This is a genomic window from Paenibacillus sp. Marseille-Q4541 (assembly GCF_018310695.1).
Lineage (GTDB): Bacteria > Bacillota > Bacilli > Paenibacillales > Paenibacillaceae > Paenibacillus.
Genome location: NZ_JAGXCY010000012.1, coordinates 37,127 through 64,011, shown reverse-complemented (window position 1 = coordinate 64,011; position 26,885 = coordinate 37,127). Strand labels below are relative to the sequence as shown.

The following is a 26,885-nucleotide window of genomic DNA, read 5'->3' as shown; positions in this document are numbered from 1 at the left end:
AACAGTCGCAACTAGCGGCTGTTTTTATTTGTAAACATAAAAAAGCAGAGACCTTTGATATAAAGATCTCTGCTTGAAAATATATAAGTTCAATACTAATTATATTCCGATTGCGGTATGAAGGCTTTAATACTTAATGAAAGTCACGGAACAAACCAATAACTTTACCAAGTATCGTTACTTTCGTAAGCCGGAGAGGTTCATATGTAGGATTCTCAGGCTGGAGACGAACATGATCTTTTTCTTTATAAAAAGTTTTAACGGTTGCTTCATCATCTTCTGTCATAGCTACAACAATATCACCGTTGTTCGCTGTTTGTTGTTGACGAACGATAACATAGTCACCATTCACAATACCGGCTTCAATCATACTATCTCCCATAACATTCAGCATAAATACTTTCTCTTCTCCGACATATTGCATTGGAAGAGGGAAATAGTCTTCAATATTCTCAGTCGCAGTAATAGGAATACCCGCTGTTACCTTACCAACAACAGGAACGCGTACTACCGTTTGAGCGAATTGGTTAGATTGATCTGACTCATCGTGACCCAAAAGCTCAATCGCTCGAGGTTTAGTAGGGTCTCTCCGAATTAATCCCTTCTTCTCTAACCGATCCAAGTGTCCGTGAACAGTGGAGCTGGACGCAAGTCCGACAGCTTCACCAATCTCTCTTACGGACGGTGGATATCCTTTTAATCGAACTTCATTACGTATAAATTCCAGAATTGCTAATTGCCTACTGGATACCTTCGACATACCGTATCAACTCCACTTAATAACGTTTGGGAAAATTATAGCATAGAACCTCCGTTCGTACAAACATTAGTTCTAAAATAAAACGAACAATTGTTCTAAAAACCTGTTGTCCAAAACACATGTTCGTGTTATAGTGATTACAGAAGATATGAGAACAAATGTTTGGAGGACGATATATATGTTAAAATACAGTACATACAACAGTATCTATAATAATAAAGAAGAGGGTAAAGACAATACTCTTTTAGGTAAAGCGCTGCATAGTTTTTACTCTAGCAATAAACGATTTATTGTTAGAATGTTAATTATTCTTAGTGTTGTTTTCTTAAGTCTAACTGGATTTATGAACGTGATTACGAATGCTAGTAAGGTAGTTTCATATGAAAAGTTTGTAGTCTCTTATGGAGATTCACTATGGTCAATTGCAACGAATCATAAACCAAGCCAAATGGACACGAGAGAATATGTTGAACAAATAAAGAAGCTGAATATAATGGCCACAAGCGACATTCAAACCGGACAAGTTATAAATCTACCTAATATAGAGTAAGCTAATAAGCTTCTTTTTTAATGATATGCTAGTCAGAATAATACTAATCAATGATACAGTTTCATACAGATCATAAATGCATGACCTACAAGGGCGCAATTCAATAATTGTGTCCTTTTTTTGTTGTTTTTCTTAGGAGTTCTACCTATACAGGTATTTACCTTGACAACCCTTTCTTATCATGGCAAAGTTAAGGAGATTAAGCTTTTTTGGAGGGGGAAAATGGGATATTGATCGTTTGGTCGAACGAATTAATGAACTGGTAAGAAAACAGAAAAACTCCGGTTTAACAGATGAAGAAACAGAAGAACGGGCTAAACTTAGAGAAATATAATTCAATAACATCCGAAATATCTTTCGTCAACAACTTGAATCTATTGAGATTGTAGATGATGCAAATACCCCAGCGATGGCTACGCAAAATCGTAGATAATGGGTTGAGATTAACAATTTTGAATGATGCGTAGAGAGTTAGTTTATGGCTACCATGATATAATAACAGCAGTGTACAGATTAAAGGGGGATTCACATGGCAAGTTCATTTGAACGAGCAGTTAAACGAAATCAACAAAAAACAAATAAGGATCGTAAGAAACAGGGAAAACCAATCGTTGGTTCTAGCATGGAAAATGAAGATATCTTTAAAGGAAGAGCGTTTATTTTTCCTTTTATTCTTGTTGTACTAGCTTTCATGTTCCTTACATTAAGTGGTCTTACTAAAGATGGAGTAGCTGGATTCGATTGGGTCGTATTTGTACTTTACATCGGGCTCGCGGTAATGTACTTCTTCCGTCGTCCTTATCTTAAGGTAGGTAAGAAGCGGATTAAGACGATTAAGCTTAGTAGAGAACGTTCGCTCGGTGTAGAAGACATCAAACGTATTGTTGTTGATAAAGGGTCTGTAATTATTGAACATAACGGTAAAGGTGGCAACTGGGCTTTTAGTCGCTTGCTGAATCTTTATGATACAGATGCAATGGCTGCGAGACTTATTACCTTTGCACAGTCACATCAGATTCCTGTAGAAGATAAGATCGCGCTGAAAGAAGCCAAATAAATAGACGGACTCAAAAGGGAGAGAAAAAGATGTCAATTAAAGCAGTTATGTTCGATTTGGATGATACGCTATTATGGGATGATAAGAGTGTTGAAGAAGCTTTTTACGAAACATGTCTCTATGCTTCAAAGCAATGCGGAGTAGATCCTCATGAGCTTGAGACATCGGTACGAAACGAAGCTAGAAAACTATATGAATCTTATGAAACGTATCCGTTTACGAAAATGATTGGCATCAACCCTTTTGAGGGACTGTGGGCGAATTTCAATGCCGGAGATCAGCCTGAATTTAGAAAACTTGAAGAATTAGCACCTGGTTATCGCAAAGCTGCTTGGACTAAGGGACTCGCGGCACTTGGAGTCGATGATTCTGAACTCGGGGCAACTCTTTCTGATAAATTTGGTGCAGAAAGAAGATCCCGTCCATATATGTATGATGAGACGATTCAAGTTCTTACTGAGCTAAAAGGTAAAGTGAAGTTGCTGCTCCTTACGAATGGATGTCCTTCTTTGCAGCAAGAAAAACTTGACGGCGTTCCTGATTTGGTTCCTTTTTTTGACCATATCATCATATCTGGAGCCTTTGGTAAAGGTAAGCCTGATGCAACTATATTCCATCATGCCCTTTCTCAGCTTGATGTATCTGCTGATGAAGCTTTAATGGTTGGAGACAAGCTGACAACAGATATCAAAGGGGCACTTTCTGCCGGGATTAAGTCCGTATGGATTAACCGTAATGAGAAAGTAAATGATCAGTCCTTTGAACCTGATGTTGAGATTAAACATCTTACCGAAATTTACGAACTGCTATAGTAACATCAACTTTAGATCATGCTTCCATGAACCGCTTGGCTGTTTTGACAAACAGGAGCGGTTTTCTTTTATCTTTTACATAAGAATAGAAGAAGGGACTTGTAAAAAATGAGGAAAATACATAGGTTGAGAGCGGAATTTTATGGAGCTCTTTATAGTTTTTCACGTAGGTCAGCAATTTTGGTATTCAGTACACTTTTAGCTTTGCTACTGATGAGTGGATGCCAAAAAGATGGAAATGCAGTAGTAGAATCGGCGTTATTAGAACCAATTAAGGTTGAGCTCGTTGTACCTGAAGGCGACTCAGGAGTTGAAGTTTCTGATGTAGTGAGATTGGAAGCGATCGTTACACAGCAGGATGCATATATCGATGATGCTGATGAAGTGAAGTTTGAAATCTCCTTAGAAGGTACTAGCGGTCTCGAAGTTGAGTCGGAGTACGATGGCGAAGGAAAGTATATTGCGGAATATCAGTTTCCAACTGCAGGCGTATATAAAATCACCTCTCATGTGACAGCAAGGGGAATGCATTCGATGCCATCCAAACAACTTGAGGTCATAGGAAAATAATAATAAAAACCACCCTAGTTGTGTAATTCATTAGGGTGGTTTAAAAATTAAACTCTTGAGTATTAAGCTTTAATAAAGGTCGGGTCCGGGTAAGGATCAGCAACCCATCCGTTCTTTTCAATAAACAATCGAACAGCAATAATTTGTTTGTTTTCCATAAGTGTAAAGAAGTGCGGAGTATTCTCAGGAACAGAAATGACATCACCAGGCTCAAGTTCCACATTAAAGTAGCCGGTTTGTTCGTCACCTTTAATGATAAAGATTCCTTTACCGGATACAATTGCGCGAATTTCATCTTCAGAATGAGTATGAATTTCTTCGAACTTCGCTAGCTTATCTTCCAGATCAGGAGTGGCTTCTGAAAGGGTAATGACATCCCAAATTTGATAGCCTCGACGTGCAGCCAAATCCTTAATTTCACTGTCATATACATCTAGAATCTGTTGCTTCTCTTCATCACTCAGTACAAAATTGTCCTGAAGTTCAGAAGGAAGTTTGGATGCATCCCATTTTTCAAAAAGCACTTCATATTGGTTGAGGAAGGCACGAACATTATCTTCTCCAGTGATTCTTTCGTTCGTGTTTCGAATTAAGATTTCTGCCATTTACTTTCCCTCTTTTCCACTTGGTTTAATTGCTATTATAGCGAATATCCCTTTTTTTGTCGATTGACATTTTGTAGAGCCTCTCTTATAAGTTGCTATAAATCCTTGTAGTGACGCGGTTAATTCCACTTTAAATATTCTTTCATAAAAGTCCCTTTTCTGCTAAACTAAGACGTAACGTTTTGCGGGAGGTATGAAGGTGAATAAAATCAGTCTGCAAGAAGCATTACATAAGCGAATATTAATCTTGGATGGTGCTATGGGTACCATGATTCAACAGGAAGACCTGACTGCTGAAGATTTTGGCGGTGAGGAACTGGACGGTTGTAATGAAATGCTGGTGCTTACGAGACCTGAACTAATCCAGACGATTCACGAACGTTACCTTGAAGCAGGTGCGGATCTAATAGAAACGAATACCTTTGGTGCAACCTCTGTTGTTTTGGCTGAGTATGATATACAGGACCAAGCAAGAGAAATTAATCTGGTTGCTGCGAAGCTTGCAAGAGCGGCGGTAGACAAATATAGTACACCGGATTTGCCGCGTTATGTCATAGGTGCAATGGGTCCTACCACCAAAACATTATCAGTAACCGGTGGAGTTACTTTTGATGAGCTTGTAGAGAGTTATGAGGAACAAGCACTTGCCTTGATTGACGGAGGCGTTGATGCTCTTCTTCTTGAAACATCCCAAGATACCCTGAACGTAAAAGCAGGTAGCATTGGAATTCGAAATGCGTACAAAGCTCGTAATATAACACTGCCGATCATGATTTCAGGTACCATTGAACCAATGGGTACTACACTGGCAGGTCAAAATATAGAATCATTTTATATCTCATTAGAACATTTGAATCCAATTTCAATAGGATTAAACTGTGCGACAGGTCCTGAGTTTATGAGGGATCACATTCGTACGCTTTCTGGTATGTCGAGCGCTGCAGTAAGTTGTTATCCAAATGCAGGTTTGCCAGATGAGAATGGTCACTACCATGAATCGCCTGAATCTTTAGCTGTGAAAATTGCAGCCTTCGCAGAGCAGGGTTGGCTTAATATTGCCGGGGGATGTTGCGGAACCACACCGGAACATATCCGTGCATTAAAAAACAAGCTGGATTTAATTGAACCACGTCCGCTTACAGGAGAACATCCTCCAGCGATATCTGGGATTGATCCTGTTTATGTTGAACAAGACAATCGTCCTTATATGGTAGGAGAACGGACGAATGTACTCGGTTCCCGTAAATTTAAACGACTGATTGTTGAAGGGAAGTATGAAGAAGCTTCTGAGATCGCTCGTGCACAAGTTAAAAATGGAGCTCAGGTAGTTGATATCTGTGTGCAAGACCCGGACCGTGATGAAACAGAGGATATGCGTAAATTTCTAGAACTTGTTGTCAAGAAAGTAAAAGTTCCGCTGATGATCGATACAACAGATGCGGATGTCATTGATCTTTCACTTCAATACTCTCAGGGTAAGGCGATTATTAACTCAATAAACTTAGAAGACGGGGAAGAAAAGTTTGAGAAAGTGACTCCAATTATTCGCAAATATGGGGGAGCCGTCGTTGTAGGTACGATAGATGAGCGAGGTCAAGCGATCACTCGTGAGGACAAGCTTGAAGTAGCGAAGCGTTCCTATGATCTTTTAGTCAACAAATATGATTTACGTCCAGAAGATATTATTTTTGATACGCTTGTTTTCCCGGTTGGAACAGGAGATGAGCAGTACATCGGGTCCGCTGGTGAAACAATTGAAGGGATCCGACTGATTAAAGAGGCGTTGCCTGGTGTGCACACCATTTTGGGTGTCAGTAATGTATCTTTTGGTTTGCCAGAAGCGGGCCGTGAAGTACTCAATTCTGTTTTCTTGTATGAATGTACAAAAGCGGGACTCGATTATGCGATTGTAAACACGGAGAAAGTAGAACGGTATGCATCCATATCTGCGGAAGATCGGAAACTGGCTGAAGATTTGATCTACCGGACAAATGACGAGACGTTAGCCGCATTTGTAGCGGCATTTCGTAATAAAAAGGTAGAGAAAAAAGAGAAAATCTCCAATCTATCTCTAGAAGAGCGTCTTGCTACTTATGTCGTTGAGGGCAGCAAAGAAGGTTTGATTCCTGATTTGGAGCTCGCGAGAGAAAAATATAGCCCACTTCAGATTATTAACGGACCTTTAATGAAAGGGATGGAAGAAGTCGGGAGATTGTTTAACAACAATGAATTGATTGTTGCTGAAGTATTGCAAAGTGCTGAGGTAATGAAGGCATCAGTCGCTCATCTTGAACAATTTATGCAGAAGAACGAATCTTCTGTGAAGGGTAAAATTATGCTCGCTACCGTAAAAGGTGACGTACATGATATTGGGAAGAACCTGGTAGAGATTATTCTGGCTAATAACGGTTACCAGATCGTCAATTTGGGTATAAAAGTACCACCGGAACGAATTATCGAGTCTTTCCGGGAAGAAAAGGTAGATGCCATTGGTCTTTCGGGTCTGCTTGTGAAATCTGCACAACAAATGGTTATGACTGCCCAGGATTTACGAAATGCTGGCATCGATGTACCTATAATGGTTGGCGGAGCTGCGCTTACTCGTAAATTCACCAAAACACGGATCAGACCTGAATATAATGGAATGGTTGTTTACGCTAAAGACGCGATGGACGGACTTGATATTGCAAATAAATTAATGAACCCGACATCAAGAGAAGTAATGCTCAAGGAGATGGAACTAGAAAAAGAAGCGGATGCTAAAGCAGCGGATAAAGTAGTTCAACTCCCTGAACTTACACGTGTCGAACGATCCAAAATATCAGTGGATGCTCCTGTGTATTTACCGCCTGATCTTGTGAGACATACCTTGCGTAATTACCCAATCGGGCACATTTTACCTTATGTAAACATGCAGATGTTGCTTGGTCATCATCTGGGTCTCAAAGGGAATGTAGAGCAATTGCTTAAGGCTGGCGATCCTAAGGCTGTTCAGCTGAAGCAAACGGTTGACGAAATTATGGAGCTTGCTATAAAAGACGGAATTATTAAGGCAAACGCAATGTATCGCTTTTTCCCGGCACAGTCCAAAGGGAATGAAATTTTTATATACGATCCAGAGGATCATAGTAAAGTATTGCATACGTTTGAATTTCCGCGGCAAAAAGTTGAGCCATATTTGTGCTTGGCTGACTTCTTGAAACCAGTTGATTCGGGGACAATGGATTATGTTGGTTTCCTCGTTGTAACTGCTGGGCAAGGGATTTCTGAACTAGCACAGGAATGGAAGGAAAAAGGAGACTATCTGAGATTCCATGCTCTGCAGTCGATAGCGCTAGAAGTAGCAGAAGGACTTGCTGAGCGAATTCATCACATGATGAGGGATACATGGGGGTTCTCAGATCCTCCTGAAATGACTATGAAACAACGTTTAGGCGCCAGATATCAAGGAATAAGGGTATCATTTGGATATCCTGCGTGTCCTGACCTTGAAGATCAAGGTCCACTGTTTGAACTGATGCGTCCCGAAGATATCGGAGTGGAACTGACAGAAGGATTTATGATGGAACCGGAAGCTTCGGTTTCAGCGATGGTGTTCAGCCATCCGGAGGCACAATATTTTAACGTGGAAAAAGCGTAAAGTGTAGAACAAAGTAAGGAATCCTCCGATCCTAAATCGGAGGATTTTTATCATTTATAGAGTAAGATGAGGTGAAGCATGATGGAACTATATTTTCTTGGAACAAACGCAGGTGTACCCTCACTACAGCGTAACGTCACTTCGATCGCACTTCGCCTAATGGAGGAGCGGCGTTCCATATGGCTGTTTGACTGTGGGGAAGGGACACAACATCAATTTTTAAAATCTCCGCTAAAACTCAGCAAGCTTGAGAAAATCTTTATTACTCACTTGCACGGAGATCACTTGTTTGGTTTACCTGGCCTATTATCTAGTAGAGCTTATCAAGGCGGCTTAACTCCACTTACGTTATATGGACCGCCCGGAATTCAGCAATATGTGGAAACATCACTTGAGCTAAGCCAATCCCGTGTGAATTATGATCTTCGTATTGTGGAACATGAAGGCGGTATTATTTTTGAAGACGATATGTTTGTAGTGGAGTCCGCTTTGCTTGAACATCGTATTGACAGTTATGGCTACCGGGTTATGGAAAAAGATCGTCCGGGAAGTATTGATCCTTCAAAACTAGCTGTACACGGGCTAAAACCAGGTCCACTTTTCGGGAAATTAAAACGGGGTGAAAGCATTGAGCTAGAAGATGGTATGATCGTTCATCCTGCTGACGTTCTCGGTTCTCCAAAAAAAGGGAAGGTGATTACCATCCTAGGTGATACTAGACCTACCCCCAATGTAGTACCTTTATCTGCTGGGGCCGATGTTATCGTGCATGAAGCAACTTTTTTACATGAACTTGCTTCAACAGCTCACGATTATTATCATAGTACGGCTAAACAGGCAGCAGAAGCGGCAAACGAAGCTGGAGCTAAGAAACTGATTCTTACTCATTTCAGTTCACGGTATAAGGATGAAGAGCAACTTGAGCCTTTACTGCTGGAGGCACAGTCTATTTTTCCAAGCACAATACTTGCAGTTGAACATGAGTTAATACCACTATAAGTTTCTTTAGAGAATGGAAACAGATGAAATGTCATTGCAAAAAATAAAAGCGCTGTAGCGCTTCTTTTCTACTTTGCAATCCTCTTAAAAAGATTGTACGATGGGCATAATGCTTATTTATATAAGTATATGAACTGTCTTTTGAAGGGAGCAATACAGTTATGAATTCACCTAAGGCTTACTTGCTGGACTTGGATGGAACCATGTATCACGGAAAACATCGAATTGATGGAGCGGATTTACTAATCCAGCATTTAAAAAGCTCAAATATACCTTATCTTTATGTTACGAACAATTCTTCAAGAACACCTGCAGGAGTAGCGGATCACCTTAGATCCCTTGGAATAGAAGCTGACGGAGAAGAAGTATGCACATCTGCGGTAGCAGCAGCTGAATATGTAGCCTCTGAATCACCAGGTGCCAAAGTTGCGTTTATTGGAGAAGAAGGTTTGGAAAAAGCACTGATCGAAGCAGGGCTTCAAATTACTGAAGAATCGCCAGAATACGTAATTCAAGGCATCGATCGTGATTTTACATATCAGAAGTTAACAAAAGCGCTTCGTTGGATTATGGGAGGGGCGAAATCGATTTTAACTAATCCTGATCTTCAGCTCCCAGCAGATGACGGATTAACGCCTGGAGCGGGAACCATTGGAGCAGCAATTGAAGCTGCATCAGGGGTTAAACCGGTCGTTATTGGTAAGCCGTCCAGCATCTTAATGAAACATGCTATTGATCGGCTCGGACTCCCTGCTAACGAAGTTGCTGTCATCGGTGATAATATGCGGACAGATATTGCAGCAGGCGAAGCAGCAGGATGCCGCTCTATTCTTGTCTTGACAGGAGTTACTACCGAGGCTAACCTCGAAGTTCATATGAGGGCTACTGGCATCAAACCTGATGAAATTCATAAAGATTTACATGAACTAATAACAACCATATAAACAAAACAATATAATAAATTACCTATATAGCATCAAGGGAAGGAAGATGTACGTATGCCGGAATTACCGGAGATGGAAAATTACCGGAAGCTATTATCAGATAAATTACTGGATAGCCCGATTACAAAGGTTACCATAGAGCGTGAAAAATCTATAAATGTGACCCCGGAAGTTTTTGAAAAAGAACTTGTTAATCATCGAATTGTGTATATCGAGCGTAGAGCTAAACATTTGATTTTTCATTTGAGTACAGGACGAAGACTTGTGCTACACCTTATGCTCGGGGGAGTACTCTATGTCGGAACAGAGGGAGAGCGCCCTAAGCGTTCGACACAAATCGAAATTGAATTAGGGGAAACTACACTCTGTTTTATCGGTCTAAGACTTGGTTATCTTCACTTGCTAAGTGCGAAAGAAACGGATGAATTAATGTCAGATCTCGGTCCAGAACCGCTTGATTATCGTTTTACCGAAGAAAAGTTTAAAGAGAGGTTAAAAGGTAGAAGAGGCACAATCAAAACAACACTTGTGAATCAGCATGTGATTGCTGGAATTGGCAACTGTTATTCTGATGAGATTGCTTTTGCGGCTAGCCTAAGACCGGATACTAAGATTCAAGATCTTCTTCAAAATGAGGATTCTTCTTCAAGATTGTACCACGCGGTTCAATCGGTTCTTCGTGAAGCGACAGCTGGTGGTGGTTATATGGAGATGCCTTTGTATGAAGGTGATGAACTAACCGGAAAATATGATGAGCAGTGCCGTGTCTATGACCGTGAGGGAGAGACGTGTACAAGATGTAACGAGGGGATCATTAACAAAGTTGAAATTACCGGGAAGAAAGCCTTTTTCTGTCCCGTATGTCAACATTGACGACAAACCTATATATAGGTAGTCACGTAAGTACTCGGGGTGGGTATTCGAAAGCAGCTCAAAGGGCGTATGATATGGGAGCTAACGCTTTTCAGTTCTTTCCGAAAAATCCCCGAGGACTTGGTGTGAAACGTTTTGATGTCGAAGAAGCATTACGCTGCCGGGCTTTCTGTACGAAGTATGGGCTTCGATCTATCGCACATTCTCCCTATCCTACCAATCCTGCTCTAGGTGACAGCAAAGGCACAGGTCTATACCAAGGGATGGTTGACTCCCTGAAAAATGACCTGCATATCGCTGAAGCTTGCGGTTCTGCTGGGGTTGTTGTTCATTTTGGACATGCAAAATTGAGTGACCCGCTTGCAGCGTATCACCATATTATTCGATTTTTGGATGATGTACTCACAGAATGGCAAGGCTCAGCTAAACTGCTGATCGAAAACCAGGCAGGTGATCATGGTCCTATGGGGACTACACTTGAGGAGCTGGTACAAATTCGTAACCTTTCGAGGTACCCTCACTCTATTGGATTTTGTTTGGATACTTGTCATGCTTATGCGAGTGGTCTTTGGAACGGTTCTGAGGATCTAGAGTTGCTGAAAAAAGGAAGAAAGCTTGGTTATTTTGATGCGCTTATTGCAATCCATGTGAATGATTCCAAGTACGGATATCTTTCGAATAAGGATCGCCACGAACGAGTTGGACAAGGTTTCATTGGTGAGAAGGGCCTAACCTGGCTGTTAAAGCAGAGGGAAGTAAAGGGTTTGATATGGGTACTGGAAACGGAAACTGGTGAAGATGGAACTCATCAGGACGATATTAAGCGTATTCGGTCCTGGATCATTTGAAAGCTTTTTAGAAAGGAGAGGGGAGAATGAACTTATTTCTGGATGATTATCGGACATGTCCACCTGGATTTACACTCGCGAGAGATGTAGAAGAGTGCAAACTTCTCCTGATAGAATATAAGGTGAATATATTGTCTTTGGATTATGATCTAGGTTATGGAAATCCAACTGGACTCGATGTCGCTTCCTTTATTGTGAATAAGCAGATGTTCCCAAATGCAATATATCTGCACACCTCAAGTGATGCTGGACGTAGAGCCATGTATGAATTATTATACGTTAATAAGCCTGACCGTACGGAGGTTCACAATGGACCTATGCCACATGAACTTCTGGAACAAATTGCTGTAACAGCGAGATCAAACCAATGAACCACTTAGAGCAAAATGAGATTTTAAGGATGGCATGGGAAGGGAAAGCCTTTGCTTTGTATGTGTACACCCCACTGTGTGGTACATGTCAAGCAGGTCTTCGGATGCTCGAAGTGGCTGAGTATTTGTTACCAGACGATATTTTATACCAAGCGAATATTGCGGACATTCAGAATGTTGTTCATCAGTATCAGATTACAAGTGTCCCGGCTTTATTATTGTTTAGTGGGGAGAAGGAACTTCCTACTCATATTTATAAAATGGAGTCAGCTCAGCATTTGCTGAATCAAATCAGGAGGGTGATTTCTTCATGATTGAAATGCAAAATGTATCGCTGAAGCGCGGTGACAAGCTCATACTAGATGATGTGAACATCCAGATGGGTAAAGGTGAAAATTGGGTCATCCTCGGAAGAAACGGAAGTGGTAAAACAACGATTCTGGAGATGATGATGGGATACTTGTTTCCCTCCAAAGGTAAGGTTAACGTTCTCGATTACACCTATGGTGAATGTGACGTTCGGGAAGTTCGTAAAGAGATCGGATACATTAGCCAAACGTTAATTGAGAAACTGGCGTTAAAGGATCCAGTATGGGAAGTTGTCGCTACCGGGGCTTACGCCTTTTTGCGTTTTTATCAGCACATTCCAGAAGAAGTGGAAAAAGAAGCTCATGCGAAACTCGCTGACATCGGATTTTCCCATTTAGCTCAGCAACCTTTTGGAATATTATCACAAGGAGAACGCAAAAAAGTACTTCTTGCTAGGTCCCTAATGGCACATCCAAAGCTGCTTATCATGGACGAGCCCTGCGCAGGGCTTGATTTGTTCGAACGTGAGAACATGCTGCAAGCTGTTGATAATTTACGTAATCAAAATATTGCTGTCGTATATGTAAAACATCATATAGATGAGATCGTGCCCTTATTCACTCATATCGCGCTTATAAAAGACGGGAAAATAGCTGCAGCAGGTCCCAAAAAAGAAGTATTGACAAAAGAAACAATTATGCAAACTTACGGTATTTCAGTGGAGCTGGATTGGTTTCATGAACGCCCTTGGATTCGAGTATGTAGTGGAGGTTAATTTCAATTGAGTAATCAAGTTCAAACGGCAGAAGGAATCTCTGCCCGGTTTATATGTACAGCAAATCACGGTTTTGCTCCTTACGCACAGGAGGAACTGCGAAGAATGTTTGGTGCTGTAAAAAGCACGATGCTTGTCTCCGGTGAAGTGTTTTTGGCAACTTTACCAACTTCACAAGGGGACGCAGCCGACTTGCTTCAGCAAACGCCGCCTATTTTTCTAAGACACCTTTTCCCTGTCCATTTCGAAGTAAATACAGAACAACAGGATATAGCATTCGACCAATTGTTCCGGTTTTTGCTGAACCACAGTGCTCTTCAAGAAGGTTCTTTCAGCTTACAAGTGAGAAAAACGGAACGGAGCAACTTTGAAGGAACTTCCGGAGTTTTCAAACAGCATATTCTAAGCGGAATCGAACTGCTCCCTGCTGAACACGTAATTCAGGATGCGGATCTCATTGTGTCTGTTTATCTTACAGAGGAACGTTTGTATGCGGGAGTATCCCGTGCAGAAGATAACTTGTCTGATTGGAATGGCGGAGCTGTTCGTTTTCAGAAGGAAGAGGGACAGATCTCAAGAGCCAAATTTAAACTGCTTGAAGCTGAAAAAACATTAGATATTCCGTTTTCATCTTTTCACCGTGCAGTAGATATCGGAGCTGCACCTGGAGGATGGACTTCATTCTTGTTAGATAGAGGACTTGAGGTTACGGCGGTAGATCCAGCCAAAATGAATCCAGTTCTTCTTAATCATCCTAAGCTAAAGTATGTATCGAAAAACGCAGGGGATGTAAAGTTTAAAGAAAATGAATTTGACCTTCTTGTATGTGATATGAGCTGGAGTCCAAAACTGATGGCAAGGCTTGTTACAGATCTGTTGTACAGTCTGAGGTCTGGTGGTACGGCGGTAGTAACCGTGAAACTAATGCATAAAAAGCCGATGGCTCTTATTAAAGAAGTGACTAGTGTATTTGAGGATTCGCGGATGCAGATCCAGCGTGCTAAGCAGCTTTTTCATAACCGGGATGAGATTACGCTCTATATGATTAAGTACTAACCATATAAAAGTTTGGCCCTATATATAGAGGCGTTAGTATGCTATATAAAAGAATAATTAAAAAAGTACTTTACATTGGGATCATCTGTGTCATATAATGAATCCAAAATTAACCAGTACGACAACAAAGGGAAAGCATCCCTGTTGCGTGAGCATGCAGTTTTTAATGCATGTTTCGCAATAGGGGCTTTCTCTTTTTTTTGTGTACAAAAGGAGGTCATTATGAAGTTTCCTTCGCGTTTAGAAAGAGGTTCTATCCTCGGAGGGAGATACCTGATCGTGAGAAGTATCGGTTCCGGTGGGATGAGTCATGTATATATGGCAGAAGATATGAAGCTGCCCGGTAAGAAGTGGGCGATAAAAGAAAGTATGGCCCAGCCAGGTGACCACGGAAACTTTGCAACAGAAGCAGAAATGCTTATCGCTTTACAGCACCCCCGATTACCACAAATTGTTGATTTTTTTGAACCCGATCAGGTGGGATATACCTATCTTGTAATGGATTACATTGAAGGAGTAACCCTTACGGAATACCTGAATAAACAAAATTACGTTCTGCCTTATGACAAGATTTTGACGATGATCAGAGAAGTGATGGATGTTCTAGATTACTTGCATCATAGGTCGCCACCTATTATTTATCGTGATTTGAAACCTGGAAACATCATGATTACAGGAGATGAAGACCTTCGACTTATTGATTTTGGTATTGCACGAAACTATAAAGAGAATCGCCTTCAAGACACGGTAAAGCTAGGAACTATCGGGTTTGCCTCTCCGGAACAATATGGTAGTGGTCAGACGGACGTTCGCTCGGATTTGTACAGTTTAGGAGCTTTGTTCTTATATTTGGTTACCCGGGGTGCTCACAGTGAATGGATCTCTGGGGTAGAGCAAATGCTCAGAAACGAAGCGATTCGCCCTTATATTCCGGTAATCAGAAGGTTGCTCAGATCCGATCCAGCAAATAGATATCAGTCCATTCACGAGCTCAGAGAAGAAATGTTCAAGTTGTCACATAAACCTTCCCCTCACCAAGAACATGGAGTGTTATTTTCTCAAGGAACATCGGTGGTAGCTGTTATGGGGGTAGGACCAGGTGTTGGTGTTACTCATACTTCGATCGCAATAGCCCATTACTTGGCTAGATTGAAGTGCAAGGTTGCTATTATTGAACTTTCTCAGCGAGCAACAGCATTTTCAAGAATTGATTCAATTGCTTGTGGATCGGAAGGGGGATTGCAGGATCGCCGTATGTTCGAATTAGCAGGTGTTCACTATTTTCGTAAAACAACTAAAAAAGAAATTCTTCAGCTTCTAAGCAGCAACTATCAATACGTTGTTCTGGACCTCGGCTGTGAGCGTAATCATTATTCCATGGAAGAACTTCAGCGAAGTGATGTCCCCATTGTGGTTGGAGGGGCAGCAGAGTGGAAGCAGTCAGACTTACAGCTGTTCTCCAGAAGTTACGAATCTTCGGTGAAGGCAAGGTGGAATTATGTTCTTCCTCTTTCATCCAAAGATACTGTAATGAGGATACGCAAGAATTTGAAGTCACGGCATGTGTACAGTTTACCACTACAGCTTGATCCGTTTGACCAGGAAAATGATGTAGATGAGGCCTTAACAGAAATACTTAAAAACATTATTCCAACGATGAAGAAAAGAAGCTTCTTTTTTAAAATGAGAAGTTAGTTATACGGAAGTACAGAGTACGAGTTCTAGAAAAGGAGTTCACTAGTGTCAAAACTTAGACGACAGAGCAAAAAAATGATCTATGCAGGCCTTGCAGGTGCAGGTGTGGCAAGTCTTTTGTTAGGAAGTTATTTGTTCTATGACTTTTATGCCGACAATGTGAAGAAGAGTAAGCAAGAAGCGAAGTATGAGGCTAGGTTAGAAGAGCTCACACAGCAGCTGAAAAGTGAACAGAAGGATAGCAAGACAGGTTATATTGCCGCTCGAGATTTGGAAGCAGGGACATTAATACAGGATTCAGATGTGAAAGCCATACAGTTTGCTTCGAATCAGTCACCTGTTAACCTCATTGACAATCTTGAGGAGATCAGAGGGACCATAGCAAAGATTGAATTGAAATCGGGAACAGCGATTACGGAAGCAATGTTGTATCAGGAAGAGCCGACTCCAGCTGATCTTAGAAATCGAGAAATTTCCGTAATTAAACTTCCAACTATTTTATCTCCAGGGGAAATGATCGATGTTCGTATTCAGTTCCCAACAGGCCAAGATTATATTGTTTTATCGAAGAAAAAAGTAGAAAAACTAAATGGTCCTACGATGTGGATGACGTTAACGGAGGAAGAAATACTGACCTTGTCGAGTGCGATGGTAGATGCCTATCTTCACAAAGCATCCCTTTATTCACTTAGTTATGTGGAGCCTGAGTTCCAAGAGAGTGCTATTCCAACCTATCCTGCCAATGAGAAAGTACTTCAATTAATTGAAGTGAATCCCAATATTGTGGAACATGCGGAACAGGCACTAGCAAAGCATTTAAGAGGAACACTGGAGAATGCTCTTGCCTCATCACAGACAAGTGTTGTCTCAGAATCGATTGAACAAGATTTGCTGACTTCAAGATCAAATGGACTCGGTTCGTCTGGAGGTACATGGAACTCCGATCTGAATTCTTCGCCCGTAGGATCAGAAGAAGCTGAGAAAGAGAGCGGAACCGAGATATGGAAACAAACCGGAGCTGAAGGCATTCAAACAAATCAGGGTGATGGATCTCTAGCAGAACAGAACCAAATTTTATCTCAGTCAGTAACGTCAAATCCTTAAGTGAGGGGAGGACAATAAACGTATGAAAACCTGGATATTTGCAGGCCTGGCAACCAAATCAGACGTTACTTTATATATTAGCAAGATACTCGCAAACACGGGATTTAAGGTACTTCTTGTAGATGCAACAGAATATGAGCGGTATCGATATAGTATTGATGCGATTTATTTACCGCAATGGATAACGGAATTTGAAGGATTTGATGTAGCATGTGGATTTACGAATATTAAGCAGATTTCGGATTACCTTTCTGGAACCGGTGAAGAAATATCCCATTACGATTTTATCATTTGTGATGTAGAGAAAACCGGATTTCTAACAAAAGAAGAGTGGATGTCTGCATCAGCAAGAGTATGGGTAACTACATACAGTCGACAGGACCTTGAGAGGGGTAAGACTTGGATTTACAAGCTTCAAGAGAGTTTACAAGTGGAAGAGTTGCCTAGTTTCTACAGACTATGGACGCAGATCATTGATACGAAAATAGATCAGTACGCTTGGGATTATTATAGCGACAGTCCGATCCAATTCCACGGAACTCCGGTATCAATATATTGGGATGAGATCGATACCGCACTACAGCTTGAAAACGAACATATTAAAAGACTCCATGTTAAACCTTTATCTAGGCAATATAAGAAGTCACTGGCGCTATTACTTGAACTGCTCACGGGATGGACGAGTGTGGAATCAAGGAAAGCTTTATCCCTTACAGAAAGGAAGAGAGCATGAGTAACGTTACTTTTTGGAGCCCTTTTCAGCGAAGTGGCACCACATCAAACTTAATTTCGGTTGCTTTTATGATTGGATTAACTCAGCGTTTGCGGGTGCTTGCAATGCACGTGGATTACGCAGGGGATAGTTTGGAAGCAGGATTGCCTATTCGTGAACCGAATGCCGATTTTTTTATGAATAATTTATCAACAACCGGATGGGACGCAATGTATCGATTGTATTCGAGCGGTAGTCTTACCAAGGAGAAGTTTAGAGATTGCACAACTCCACTTCTCAAAAACCAGCTGGATTTACTCCCAGGAAGATATAAACAGACTGTATTAGAAGAGAGCCTCTTCAATGGGCATCATGTTTCATCAATATCTAAACTCGCAAATGAGGCGTATGATTTGGTGTTGCTAGATGCAGGAAATGGTAAAAGAATGGAGCGAGAAATAGTGAAAGATAGCGATGTTATGGTAGTGAACTTGAATCAGAATATGAGAGAACTGGAACACTTTTTCCGTGATGCAAAATGGAAGCAAGATTTCGAACAGAAAAAGGTTATTATTACGCTCGGCTTATATGACAGAGAATCTAATTGTACCCCTGGTAATATAAAACGTCGTTTTGGCTATAAAGATCCGATTGTCCCGATTCCTTACTGTACTCCGTATAGAGAAGCATGGAATCGAAGAGAGACCGGTGCTTACGTTCACCAGACGATGAATCTGGATAAGAAAAATGGGGAGATGGGGGAGCACGCTACCAGTATCCGTGAACTTTCCAAAATCATTATGGAAAGTGCCGGTTTACGGAGTATTTTGAAACAGCTTGAAAGAGGAGCTTAAAATTGGGGGGGAGTCACAATGAATCTTTTCCTTCTGATGATGTTGTCAGTCTGTTGTATCGTTGTTCTTTTTATCAAAATTAAAAACAATCAAAAGATGATCGTTGCACTACCTCAAAAGGGGAGGAATGAAGAAGCTACACTCGAGCATTTGACGGAATATGTCAAACAAGCTTTGCATGAGCTGAGCCATAGTCAACTAGCAGATGTAGGGCTGCATGAAGAGGAGTATATACGTAAATTAAATCAAAGAGCAGAGATGAGAAGGGCACTGAAAGAATGTATTTCGGGTAGTTTGAATGATAAACATTATGTGAAGAAACTGATAACGGATCTGCTAATCCACAGCTATGGCCTGACGGAAAAAAATATTAATGAATCCATTCCATTTGATAGATTGGATCAATTAGATATTCAGGATAGGTTCGAGATCATATTTTATATTTACCAGCAGCAATTCGGCAGTGAGGCATTATCGAAGCTTATTGATACCTATGATCTGGCAGAACTGAGAAAAGTAGCTGAACATGATTCTGGAGGATATTACGCAATCTCTGCTGAGGATATTGAGTATATTTTTGAGTGTGAATACAGAGAACTGCTTTTTTTGGACAAGGTCAATATTATAGTGCAGCGTGTTTATCAGCATTACAAAGGATTTTCGGTCGTTGATGATATCAGGGATCAGCAGATTGATGGTGTAAGCGCGGGTGTAAGTGGTGTCTTAGGTCACGAAATGAATCATATTCCGGAAGTTTCTTTTCAAGGTTATCAGGATTTTGGGGAATACGAGTTGGAATCAGAAATAAACCGCAATACAGAAAGTGTTTGGATTTTTTATAAAGGGAAGTCGATACATTTATCGTTTTTATCCTTTGGTTCTGAACGTGAGCTTAGAAGGGTATGCCAGAATATATACAAATACAATCACCCTGGTCAACTATCAGAATCTAAAGGTTACAAGGTAAATGAAATGAAAGATGGTTCAAGGGTCGTTGTCGTAAGGCCGCCTTTTTCTGAATCATGGGCGTTTTTTGTACGGAAATTTGATTTGCCTAGTGCGACATTACCGAAGCTGATAACAGGAACGAATTCAGAAATGGTAATTGAACTTATTAGTTACCTTATGAAGGGTTGTCGGATCACATCGGTCACTGGCGCCCAGGGTTCAGGAAAAACAACACTGCTGATGGCAATGATCGAGCATATTTACCCATATCATACCTTACGTGTACAAGAGATGGCTTTTGAGCTTCATTTACGAAAACTTTACAGCAAACGCAATATTTTGACGTTCCGTGAGACAGATCATATTTCAGGTCAGCAAGGACTGGACCTACAGAAGAAAACGGACGGAACAGTTAACATACTGGGAGAAGTAGCAAGCGATGAAGTAGCTGCTTGGATGATTCAAATGTCACAGGTGGCCAGCCTGTTTACGGTATTTACGCATCATGCCAAAACGTTTCCTGATTTGATTTTTGCTTTGCGAAATTCACTTCTTAAGGTAGGGATGTTCAGGCATGAGCATATAGCTGAGGAACAGGTTGCAAGTGTACTCAACTTTGATATCCATCTAAAAAAGGATGCTGATGGACGAAGATATGTTGAGCGAATCACGGAGTGCATACCTGATTTAAAATCATCGCGTTCAGGGGGAGAAGCTTTTACTTATCGGAATATAATAGAATTTCGTTCGGGTATGTACTGCTGGGCAGCACCTATATCTCCTATGAATCAAAGGGAAATGATCTCTCAGATGAGTAAAGAGGATGCATCAAAGTTTGAACAATATGTAGTGTCGTATTGGGGGAGTGAGCATGTCTCTTAAGGAAGGGCTGCTACTGACGCTTGCTGCATCCATTCTAGGACTCATTGTGATTTATGTAGTTATACAAATGTCTAATCGTAAACAAAATTATTCTCTTAGTATGAGTAACCAACAGCGGTTAAGAAAAACAAAAAGTATGAGAGCGGTACTGAAGACATACCTAGTCCAAGCTTATTCTTTTGGAATCAAAATCCCTGGTGTATCTCATTACATTTTACTCGTTCGTAAAAAGTTAAGTTACCAATATGGGATGAGCGAATACTTGCTTCGAATAGAAACGATGAAGCTGACTTTCATCATATGGACTTGTTTCTTTACTTCGGGCGTAATTCTAATGTCTATTCAGCCTGGCATCAGCTTTCTGATGTTATCGATCCTAGTGGGAATCGTTGTAAATAGTCTATTTCTTGATATGTCGGTTGCAAGGCAAGAGCGCAAACTTTTGTCAGAAATGGTAGAACTATTTGCTGAAGTGAGGCATAGATATCATCAGCACGGTATGGTTGAGGAAGCACTTTATGAAGCAGCTGAAGTGTCTCATGGAGAAGCTGCAAGGCATTCGATGCACATTTATGCTGCTCTTACGTCAGTCCATCCGGATGAAGCATTAGAACGTTATTATGAAACCGCACCTAACCGATTCCTTAAAGCTTTTGCAGGGATTTCCTATATGGTGATGGAGTTTGGAGATCAGGATGCGAGGCAGGATTCGATCTATCTTAAGGGGATAGGTAGTCTGACTCAGGAGATACACCTGGAAATTTTGCGGCTTGCCAAACTCGATTACCTTTTAAAAGGTCTTAATATCATTAGTCTTGCACCCGTCTTTTTTACAAAACCAATTGAAGAATGGGCGAGAAATAGTTTTCCTACTATGAATGAATTTTATGAAAGCAAGCTTGGATTTATCGTTTTGTTGTCCATATATATCATTATCATCGGCTGTTATACATTGCTGCAGCAGTTACAGCGGACACAAGAGACGACTTATCGGGCAGAGGATCGTAAGCGAATATGGGAAAAAAGATTGTACCAATGGAAATGGATGCGTATTCTGGTATCTGCATTTGGTCCTAGGTCAGGGACTAGATCCTATGCCACTCTAGTTCAACTGCTTCGTGAAACCAATACGCACCTTAAACTAGAGTGGTTTGAAGTCAGAAGAATTGTTTGGTTTACCTCATGTTTTCTTTTTGCCATGAGTAGCGCATTCGTCTTGCATAGTATTGAAAAAAATCATATTTTAAATCAGCCTGTCGTTAAATGGAGCGTATTTGGCGAGTTACCTCCTGCCGAGAAAGATGCTTCTAATTGGTGGATACATCTCGATCAAAAAGTAATGGAAGATTTACATATGAAAGCAAGCAGTACTTACGAGCAGATTGAAAACTCCTTACGCACACATGCTGAAAAAAAGATGGTACCTGAAGAGATGACTGCCTCCATCACCCGAATAACGGAGAAGCTAGATGCTTGGAACAAAGAAGTATTTCACTGGTGGGAACTGCTTATTTGTCTGCTTATAGCTTATATAGGATATCATTTGCCAATATGGCTCCTACATATCGACCGGCGGGTCCGCAGGATGGATATGCGACATGAAGTATATCAATATCAAACCGTTATTTCTATTCTTCGAGATATGGATCGGATGTCGGTAGAAGAGATACTGGAATGGCTGAATCGTTTCGCGGTTATTTTCAAGATGCCAATACAAAAATGTCTTCTACACTTTGAACATGGTCCTGAACTAGCTCTGGAACAGTTAAAACAAGAAATTACTTTGCCGGAGTTTCAGAGAGTTGCTGACAAACTCATATTGGCACTTGGAACGATCACAATTAAAGAAGCATTTGACGATCTTGATCATCAAATGTCCTTTTACTTTGAACAGAGGAGACAGGAATACGCCAAGATGATCGAAACCAAAGCAGAATGGGGCCGCATTATTGGGTTTACACCGATGTATGCTCTGATCTTTCTATATCTTGTTCTTCCTTTAGTTGTGGTGAGCTTTATGCAAATGAATGTTTATTACGAACAAATTCAAAAAATATAAAATATATCGTGGAGGTATTTAAAAGATGAACAACGCATCTTCAGCACTAAAAGTAGCCGCTGGTATTTTTCTTACCATTGCCTTAATAACGATCGTCGTGATTTTATTCATTTCAGCTCAAGAAGCAACGAAGACGGCTCAAAATAATTTTGCAGACATTCAGACGGAGTTATCGCAAACATCTTTTACCGTCTATGACGGAACAACAATTAGCGGATCTCAGGTTACCAACGCACTTCGTAAATTCAAGGGTAAAGATCAATTCGGTATTTTTATTAAAACAGGTAAAAATGCAGCAGGACAATGGTATGGATATCCTCTTAACGTAACAACAGAATCACCTACTTATGGTGAAGTGGTTGCTCCTGAAGGTGCGACTTTAGGTATTGTTGAAAACACTTTAAATGAGCGTAAAAGTGAATATGTGAATCCGAGCGGTAGATTTAAAGCAACGGTAGTTAAAGACAGCTCTAATGTGGTGCGTGGTTTATTATTTACTCAATCCTAGTTAAAAGGAGGTGTGCAAGCTGGGAGAAAATACTCGCGATATTCTCTTTTTTAGTGCGGTAGTTAGCCTTTGGATTGCTGCCTGTATATTTGCCATCTCTTTATTATCCAGTATGGATAATGCTTCGGATGAAAGACGGTTGTTTCACGCAGCTGAGGATGGAAGAATTCAAATGACGTATGAATCACCTGATACGGATGTTGTTAGCGGGTCATATGTACATGCTTATGTCTATGCTTCTGTCTATGCTTCGCAGAATAAAGAGGACAGAAACAATGATGAATCTCATAGTATTAAGATTGATGGTCTTGATGTAGAGGATGCAACTATAGATCCTAACTTTAGTTATGTTATTAAATATGAGAGGGGTCCAGCAGGATCCCTTCAACAAATTTCTTTTTGGAAGGAGTCTAACTCTCCTTGACAGACAGTATTTCAAAAATGGTCGCAGCTCTTCTTGCTGTGCTCCTATTGTATATTTATCCTGCAGCAGAGGCCGCAAGCAGGCAGGATGAGCTATCTCAACTTACTGTATATAATACCGTTACTCGCTTTGTCGACGCGGTAAGAACAAAAGGTTATCTCACTCCTACGATGTATGATGAGTTTCACCGTGAATTATCCTTAACCGGGAATACATATAACATAGAATTAGAGCATCTTCATAAAAAATACGTACCGGAGTACACTGACCCCTCGAATCAGACTGAATTTACAGGTAAGTTTGATGTGGTGATGGATGGTTATTATAATGAGCAGATTATGCCTGTGTTATATCCTGACAACGAACTTCCTGTTCATGATTCGAGCCGGAGATATATTTTGACAAGTGGTGATTCATTCCGTGTAGCTGTTCAGAATACAAACCGCACGCCAGCGGTCATTTTTCAAGAATGGTTACATTTTGGAGCAGAATCGGCGAGCAAAGTGGCAGCAAGTTACGGGGGAATGGTACTCAATGAGGATTACTGATTATGCAGTCCTTTTTGTGCTTATCATGTTTCCTATGTTTTGGGTGTATTCTCTACATGGATCTGATGATCTTGTGGTAACGAGATTAGAACAAAAATATAACCAATCTATTCAGACCGCGGTACAAGATGCTAGTCGAATGATGCATCAGAATGAAAATCCATCTCTTGAAGCCAGTTATGATTCAGTAAAGTCTCTTAGGGTTGATAAGGATCTCATACTGAATACATTTATGCAGACCATTTCTATTAACTTTGGAATAATGGATGATCTTCCGGCACAGCGTACATTCCTAAATTATCTCCCTGCTCTTGCGGTTATCGATTATGATGGGTTCTATCTCTATCGTTCAGCAACCTATACGGATACAGAAGGAAACGAAGCAGAAAAACATTCATGGACTGAAAAGAAATTGTATGTGTATGAGGACGACGATGGTAATATTTTTCGATTCACTCTTGATGATTATGTATATGTATATGTCAATAATGCTGGTCAGTGGTTGGAAGGATATCGAGATGAGATGCAATCGATGGCATCCGTACCGTTACTGCAAGATGCGGATACATTTGAACATGTAAGAAGACAGACCATTGTAAGTACAATTGAGGACAATCTTTCTTATGCAATTCAAAGTCATAACGATCATACATTAAGGAATGGAAGTGTATATCAGTTTACACTCCCTATCATTTCACAAGAAGAATGGTACAACACCATCGATGACGTGGGAGTTATGGCTTTCATTCAGGGAATTCCGGTTGGAGATGAATACTACAATAATTACGCTTTTGGAAGTGGGAGATTAGTCAAGAAGGATGTAATGATCGGAGCAGTAGAAGAATCAACGGGTTCAAAATATTTTTATAAAAGCGGATGTGAGTTTCCTTATACTCCAGTCGAAAGGTTTAGCAGTGCTAAAGAAGCCGCTGCAAATGGATACTATGAGCGTACTTGTTATCAGGGTCAGGGTAGTTTATAAATGTATATATATCTAGTTATAAAATAAGATTGATATTCAAGTTACTTTGACTCGTAAGCATAAGACTGTTCTTTGGAGATTCCTCTGGCTAAATGCTGGTGGAGTCTTTTTGTTACTCATCATACTAAGCAGGATGAAAACTTCGTTAGAACCGGATGGATTACACTGATAAGCTCCTTTTTAATCTGAAACTTTATCAATTTATGTTACTATTGAATACTGGAAACACATTAGTAAGAATTCCCCGTGCTTTAGCCCGCGGAGGAAGCAGAAAATATGCTATTATAGTCTAGATTAGATTTTTCGGTAAATGTCCATATACATTAATAGCATTTACGGAATATTTAGCAATTGATAAAAAAAGACAAACAAGATAGAAAAGGCATACTGCCATACAGATAGGAGCCAATCGCACGCTTATGAGTTTATTGACTGTTGACAATGTAAGTCACAATTTTGGAGACCGCACTTTATTTAAAAATGTATCATTCCGATTGCTTGCAGGGGAACGTGTTGGTATTGTTGGAGCCAACGGAGTCGGGAAATCGACGCTAATGAATATTCTAACAGGCCAGCTTCTCAAAGATAGCGGAAAGGTAGAATGGACGCCGAAGGTTCGTTACGGGTATTTGGATCAGCATACCAAGTTGACTCCAGGAAAAACAATTCGAGATGTACTTAAGGATGCATTTTTACCTTTGCTAGAATTGGAAAAGGAAATGATGGTTATCACAGACCGAATGAGTGATGCCAGTCCAGAGGAACTTGAGCAATTGCTTGAGGAAATGGGTGAAATTCAGGAACAACTGGAAATCGGAGATTTCTACCTCATTGATGTAAAAGTCGAAGAAATGGCTAACGGGCTAGGGCTGTCTGCTATTGGACTTGATCGGGACGTGTCCGCGCTGAGTGGGGGACAACGAACAAAAGTTCTGCTTGCAAAGCTGCTCTTAGAAAAACCCAATGTTCTACTTTTGGATGAGCCTACGAACTATTTGGACGTAGAGCACATTGAATGGCTCACACGTTATTTAAATGATTATCCGTACTCGTTTATGCTTATTTCACATGATACGGAGTTTATGAATAAGGTTGTTAATGTTATCTATCATCTGGAATTTGCGAAGCTAACTCGGTATACAGCTAATTACGAAAAATTCCTGGAAATGGCCGATATGAATAAGACCCAGCATATTGAAGCTTATGAGAAGCAGCAGGAGTTCATTAAGAAACAGGAAGATTTCATTCAGCGTAACAAAGCTAGAGCTTCCACTTCTGGACGAGCAAAGAGCCGAGAGAAGAAACTGGATCGACTTGAACGCATTGATCGCCCAGAAGAAGCTGCTAAACCTATATTTGGATTTAAAGAAGCAAGAGCAAGCGGTAAAACGGTGTTCGAAGGTATTAATTTTGAAATTGGGTATGACCGTGCCCTTCTTCCGAAGATGACGATGACAATTGAGCGGGGAGATAAAATTGCAATTGTCGGATGTAATGGTGTTGGTAAATCCACGTTACTGAAGACAATACTCGGTAAGATTCCGACTTTCAGCGGGAAAACATATCTAGGAGACTTTTTGTTTCCTTCTTATTTTGAACAGGAAGTTCGGCCTGAGAAAATCACGCCTATTGACGATGTCTGGAATGAATTTTCTCATCTAAATCAGCACGAAGTTCGCGCTCATCTTGCAAGGTGTGGACTCAAAAATGAGCATATTACGAGACCTCTTTCTATGCTGAGCGGTGGCGAACAGGCTAAAGTGCGGCTGTGCAAACTGATGATGCGCGAAACAAACTGGATTCTATTTGACGAACCTACCAATCACTTGGATGTTATCGCCAAAGAAGAACTGAAACGTGCGCTAAAAGAATTTAAAGGCACTGTAATTCTCGTATCACATGAACCTGATTTTTATGAAGATTGGGTAACGAAAACATGGAATGTAGAAGAATGGTCTCAAAAAGTGTAACCTGTAGAAAAAGAACACACTTTTACAAAT

At 40.6% G+C, this 26,885-nt stretch carries 27 protein-coding genes; 25 read left to right on the top strand and 2 right to left on the bottom strand.

The window, feature by feature from the left end:
* Nucleotides 1-133 precede the first annotated feature (133 nt).
* Nucleotides 134-760 (bottom strand): transcriptional repressor LexA, encoded by a 627-nt coding sequence (gene lexA, locus KFT32_RS14165; RefSeq protein WP_211747871.1) that lies wholly within the window; start codon nucleotides 758-760, stop codon nucleotides 134-136.
* A 178-nt stretch (nucleotides 761-938) separates the two neighbouring features.
* Here lexA and KFT32_RS14160 point away from each other — a divergent pair, with 178 nt between their 5' ends.
* The 5 genes from KFT32_RS14160 (at nucleotide 939) to KFT32_RS14140 (ending at nucleotide 3,749) form a co-directional block, all read left to right on the top strand.
* On the top strand, nucleotides 939-1,310 hold the full coding sequence (locus KFT32_RS14160; protein ID WP_211747870.1) for a LysM peptidoglycan-binding domain-containing protein: 372 nt from the start codon (nucleotides 939-941) through the stop codon (nucleotides 1,308-1,310).
* 181 nt (nucleotides 1,311-1,491) lie between these two features.
* Nucleotides 1,492-1,644, top strand: coding sequence for a DUF896 domain-containing protein (locus KFT32_RS27680; protein ID WP_211747869.1), 153 nt, complete (start codon nucleotides 1,492-1,494; stop codon nucleotides 1,642-1,644).
* A 195-nt stretch (nucleotides 1,645-1,839) separates the two neighbouring features.
* Nucleotides 1,840-2,367 (top strand): hypothetical protein, encoded by a 528-nt coding sequence (locus tag KFT32_RS14150; RefSeq protein ID WP_211747868.1) that lies wholly within the window; start codon nucleotides 1,840-1,842, stop codon nucleotides 2,365-2,367.
* 29 nt (nucleotides 2,368-2,396) lie between these two features.
* Nucleotides 2,397-3,179 (top strand): HAD family hydrolase, encoded by a 783-nt coding sequence (locus KFT32_RS14145; protein ID WP_211747867.1) that lies wholly within the window; start codon nucleotides 2,397-2,399, stop codon nucleotides 3,177-3,179.
* Nucleotides 3,180-3,305: 126 nt separating this feature from the next.
* Complete coding sequence (locus tag KFT32_RS14140; RefSeq protein WP_211747866.1) at nucleotides 3,306-3,749, top strand: FixH family protein; 444 nt, start codon at nucleotides 3,306-3,308, stop codon at nucleotides 3,747-3,749.
* A 62-nt stretch (nucleotides 3,750-3,811) separates the two neighbouring features.
* On the opposite strand, the gene KFT32_RS14135 is transcribed toward KFT32_RS14140, so the two are convergent.
* Nucleotides 3,812-4,354 (bottom strand): 1,2-dihydroxy-3-keto-5-methylthiopentene dioxygenase, encoded by a 543-nt coding sequence (locus KFT32_RS14135; protein ID WP_211747865.1) that lies wholly within the window; start codon nucleotides 4,352-4,354, stop codon nucleotides 3,812-3,814.
* A 199-nt stretch (nucleotides 4,355-4,553) separates the two neighbouring features.
* On the opposite strand from KFT32_RS14135, the gene metH reads away from it, so the two are divergent.
* From metH to KFT32_RS14035, 20 genes are all read left to right on the top strand, one after another.
* On the top strand, nucleotides 4,554-7,994 hold the full coding sequence (gene metH, locus KFT32_RS14130; protein ID WP_211747864.1) for a methionine synthase: 3,441 nt from the start codon (nucleotides 4,554-4,556) through the stop codon (nucleotides 7,992-7,994).
* Between the two features lie 81 nt (nucleotides 7,995-8,075).
* Nucleotides 8,076-8,993, top strand: a complete 918-nt coding sequence (gene rnz / locus KFT32_RS14125; protein ID WP_211747957.1) for a ribonuclease Z — start codon at nucleotides 8,076-8,078, stop codon at nucleotides 8,991-8,993.
* Between the two features lie 161 nt (nucleotides 8,994-9,154).
* Nucleotides 9,155-9,937 (top strand): TIGR01457 family HAD-type hydrolase, encoded by a 783-nt coding sequence (locus KFT32_RS14120; protein ID WP_211747863.1) that lies wholly within the window; start codon nucleotides 9,155-9,157, stop codon nucleotides 9,935-9,937.
* A gap of 54 nt (nucleotides 9,938-9,991) precedes the next feature.
* Nucleotides 9,992-10,810, top strand: a complete 819-nt coding sequence (locus KFT32_RS14115) for an Fpg/Nei family DNA glycosylase (RefSeq protein ID WP_211747862.1) — start codon at nucleotides 9,992-9,994, stop codon at nucleotides 10,808-10,810.
* On the top strand, nucleotides 10,798-11,658 hold the full coding sequence (locus KFT32_RS14110; RefSeq protein WP_211747861.1) for a deoxyribonuclease IV: 861 nt from the start codon (nucleotides 10,798-10,800) through the stop codon (nucleotides 11,656-11,658). Before KFT32_RS14115 ends, KFT32_RS14110 begins: the two co-directional genes overlap by 13 nt.
* A 26-nt stretch (nucleotides 11,659-11,684) precedes the next feature.
* Nucleotides 11,685-12,029, top strand: a complete 345-nt coding sequence (locus KFT32_RS14105) for a cyclic-phosphate processing receiver domain-containing protein (RefSeq protein ID WP_211747860.1) — start codon at nucleotides 11,685-11,687, stop codon at nucleotides 12,027-12,029.
* 29 nt (nucleotides 12,030-12,058) lie between these two features.
* Entirely contained in the window at nucleotides 12,059-12,343 is a 285-nt protein-coding gene (locus KFT32_RS14100) for a thioredoxin family protein (protein ID WP_249435891.1), read from the top strand.
* Nucleotides 12,340-13,113 carry an ABC transporter ATP-binding protein gene (locus tag KFT32_RS14095; RefSeq protein ID WP_211747858.1) on the top strand — a complete coding sequence of 258 codons (774 nt, stop codon included), beginning with the start codon at nucleotides 12,340-12,342 and terminating at the stop codon, nucleotides 13,111-13,113. The genes KFT32_RS14100 and KFT32_RS14095 overlap by 4 nt, the downstream gene beginning before the upstream one ends.
* A 6-nt stretch (nucleotides 13,114-13,119) precedes the next feature.
* Nucleotides 13,120-14,169: a 23S rRNA (cytidine(2498)-2'-O)-methyltransferase RlmM gene (locus KFT32_RS14090; protein ID WP_249435890.1), complete on the top strand. Its 1,050-nt coding sequence runs from the start codon at nucleotides 13,120-13,122 to the stop codon at nucleotides 14,167-14,169.
* Nucleotides 14,170-14,391: 222 nt separating this feature from the next.
* Nucleotides 14,392-15,864 carry a serine/threonine-protein kinase gene (locus KFT32_RS14085; RefSeq protein ID WP_249435889.1) on the top strand — a complete coding sequence of 491 codons (1,473 nt, stop codon included), beginning with the start codon at nucleotides 14,392-14,394 and terminating at the stop codon, nucleotides 15,862-15,864.
* A gap of 45 nt (nucleotides 15,865-15,909) precedes the next feature.
* Nucleotides 15,910-16,968, top strand: a complete 1,059-nt coding sequence (locus KFT32_RS14080; RefSeq protein ID WP_211747857.1) for an SAF domain-containing protein — start codon at nucleotides 15,910-15,912, stop codon at nucleotides 16,966-16,968.
* 22 nt (nucleotides 16,969-16,990) lie between these two features.
* The gene (locus KFT32_RS14075; RefSeq protein ID WP_211747856.1) at nucleotides 16,991-17,701 is read left to right on the top strand and encodes a hypothetical protein; all 711 of its coding nucleotides are present in this window, start codon (nucleotides 16,991-16,993) and stop codon (nucleotides 17,699-17,701) included.
* The gene (locus KFT32_RS14070) at nucleotides 17,698-18,534 is read left to right on the top strand and encodes a hypothetical protein (protein WP_211747855.1); all 837 of its coding nucleotides are present in this window, start codon (nucleotides 17,698-17,700) and stop codon (nucleotides 18,532-18,534) included. Before KFT32_RS14075 ends, KFT32_RS14070 begins: the two co-directional genes overlap by 4 nt.
* An 18-nt stretch (nucleotides 18,535-18,552) precedes the next feature.
* Complete coding sequence (locus KFT32_RS14065) at nucleotides 18,553-20,364, top strand: ATPase, T2SS/T4P/T4SS family (protein WP_211747854.1); 1,812 nt, start codon at nucleotides 18,553-18,555, stop codon at nucleotides 20,362-20,364.
* Nucleotides 20,354-22,423 carry a hypothetical protein gene (locus KFT32_RS14060; protein ID WP_211747853.1) on the top strand — a complete coding sequence of 690 codons (2,070 nt, stop codon included), beginning with the start codon at nucleotides 20,354-20,356 and terminating at the stop codon, nucleotides 22,421-22,423. The genes KFT32_RS14065 and KFT32_RS14060 overlap by 11 nt, the downstream gene beginning before the upstream one ends.
* 25 nt (nucleotides 22,424-22,448) lie before the next feature.
* On the top strand, nucleotides 22,449-22,931 hold the full coding sequence (locus tag KFT32_RS14055; RefSeq protein ID WP_211747852.1) for an ABC transporter permease: 483 nt from the start codon (nucleotides 22,449-22,451) through the stop codon (nucleotides 22,929-22,931).
* A gap of 10 nt (nucleotides 22,932-22,941) precedes the next feature.
* Complete coding sequence (locus KFT32_RS14050; RefSeq protein WP_211747851.1) at nucleotides 22,942-23,355, top strand: hypothetical protein; 414 nt, start codon at nucleotides 22,942-22,944, stop codon at nucleotides 23,353-23,355.
* Nucleotides 23,352-23,903: a hypothetical protein gene (locus KFT32_RS14045; RefSeq protein ID WP_211747850.1), complete on the top strand. Its 552-nt coding sequence runs from the start codon at nucleotides 23,352-23,354 to the stop codon at nucleotides 23,901-23,903. The genes KFT32_RS14050 and KFT32_RS14045 overlap by 4 nt, the downstream gene beginning before the upstream one ends.
* Complete coding sequence (locus KFT32_RS14040) at nucleotides 23,890-24,885, top strand: hypothetical protein (protein ID WP_211747849.1); 996 nt, start codon at nucleotides 23,890-23,892, stop codon at nucleotides 24,883-24,885. The genes KFT32_RS14045 and KFT32_RS14040 overlap by 14 nt, the downstream gene beginning before the upstream one ends.
* A gap of 419 nt (nucleotides 24,886-25,304) precedes the next feature.
* A complete protein-coding gene (locus KFT32_RS14035; RefSeq protein WP_211747848.1) occupies nucleotides 25,305-26,855 on the top strand; it encodes an ABC-F family ATP-binding cassette domain-containing protein in 1,551 nt (516 codons plus the stop codon).
* Nucleotides 26,856-26,885 lie beyond the last annotated feature (30 nt).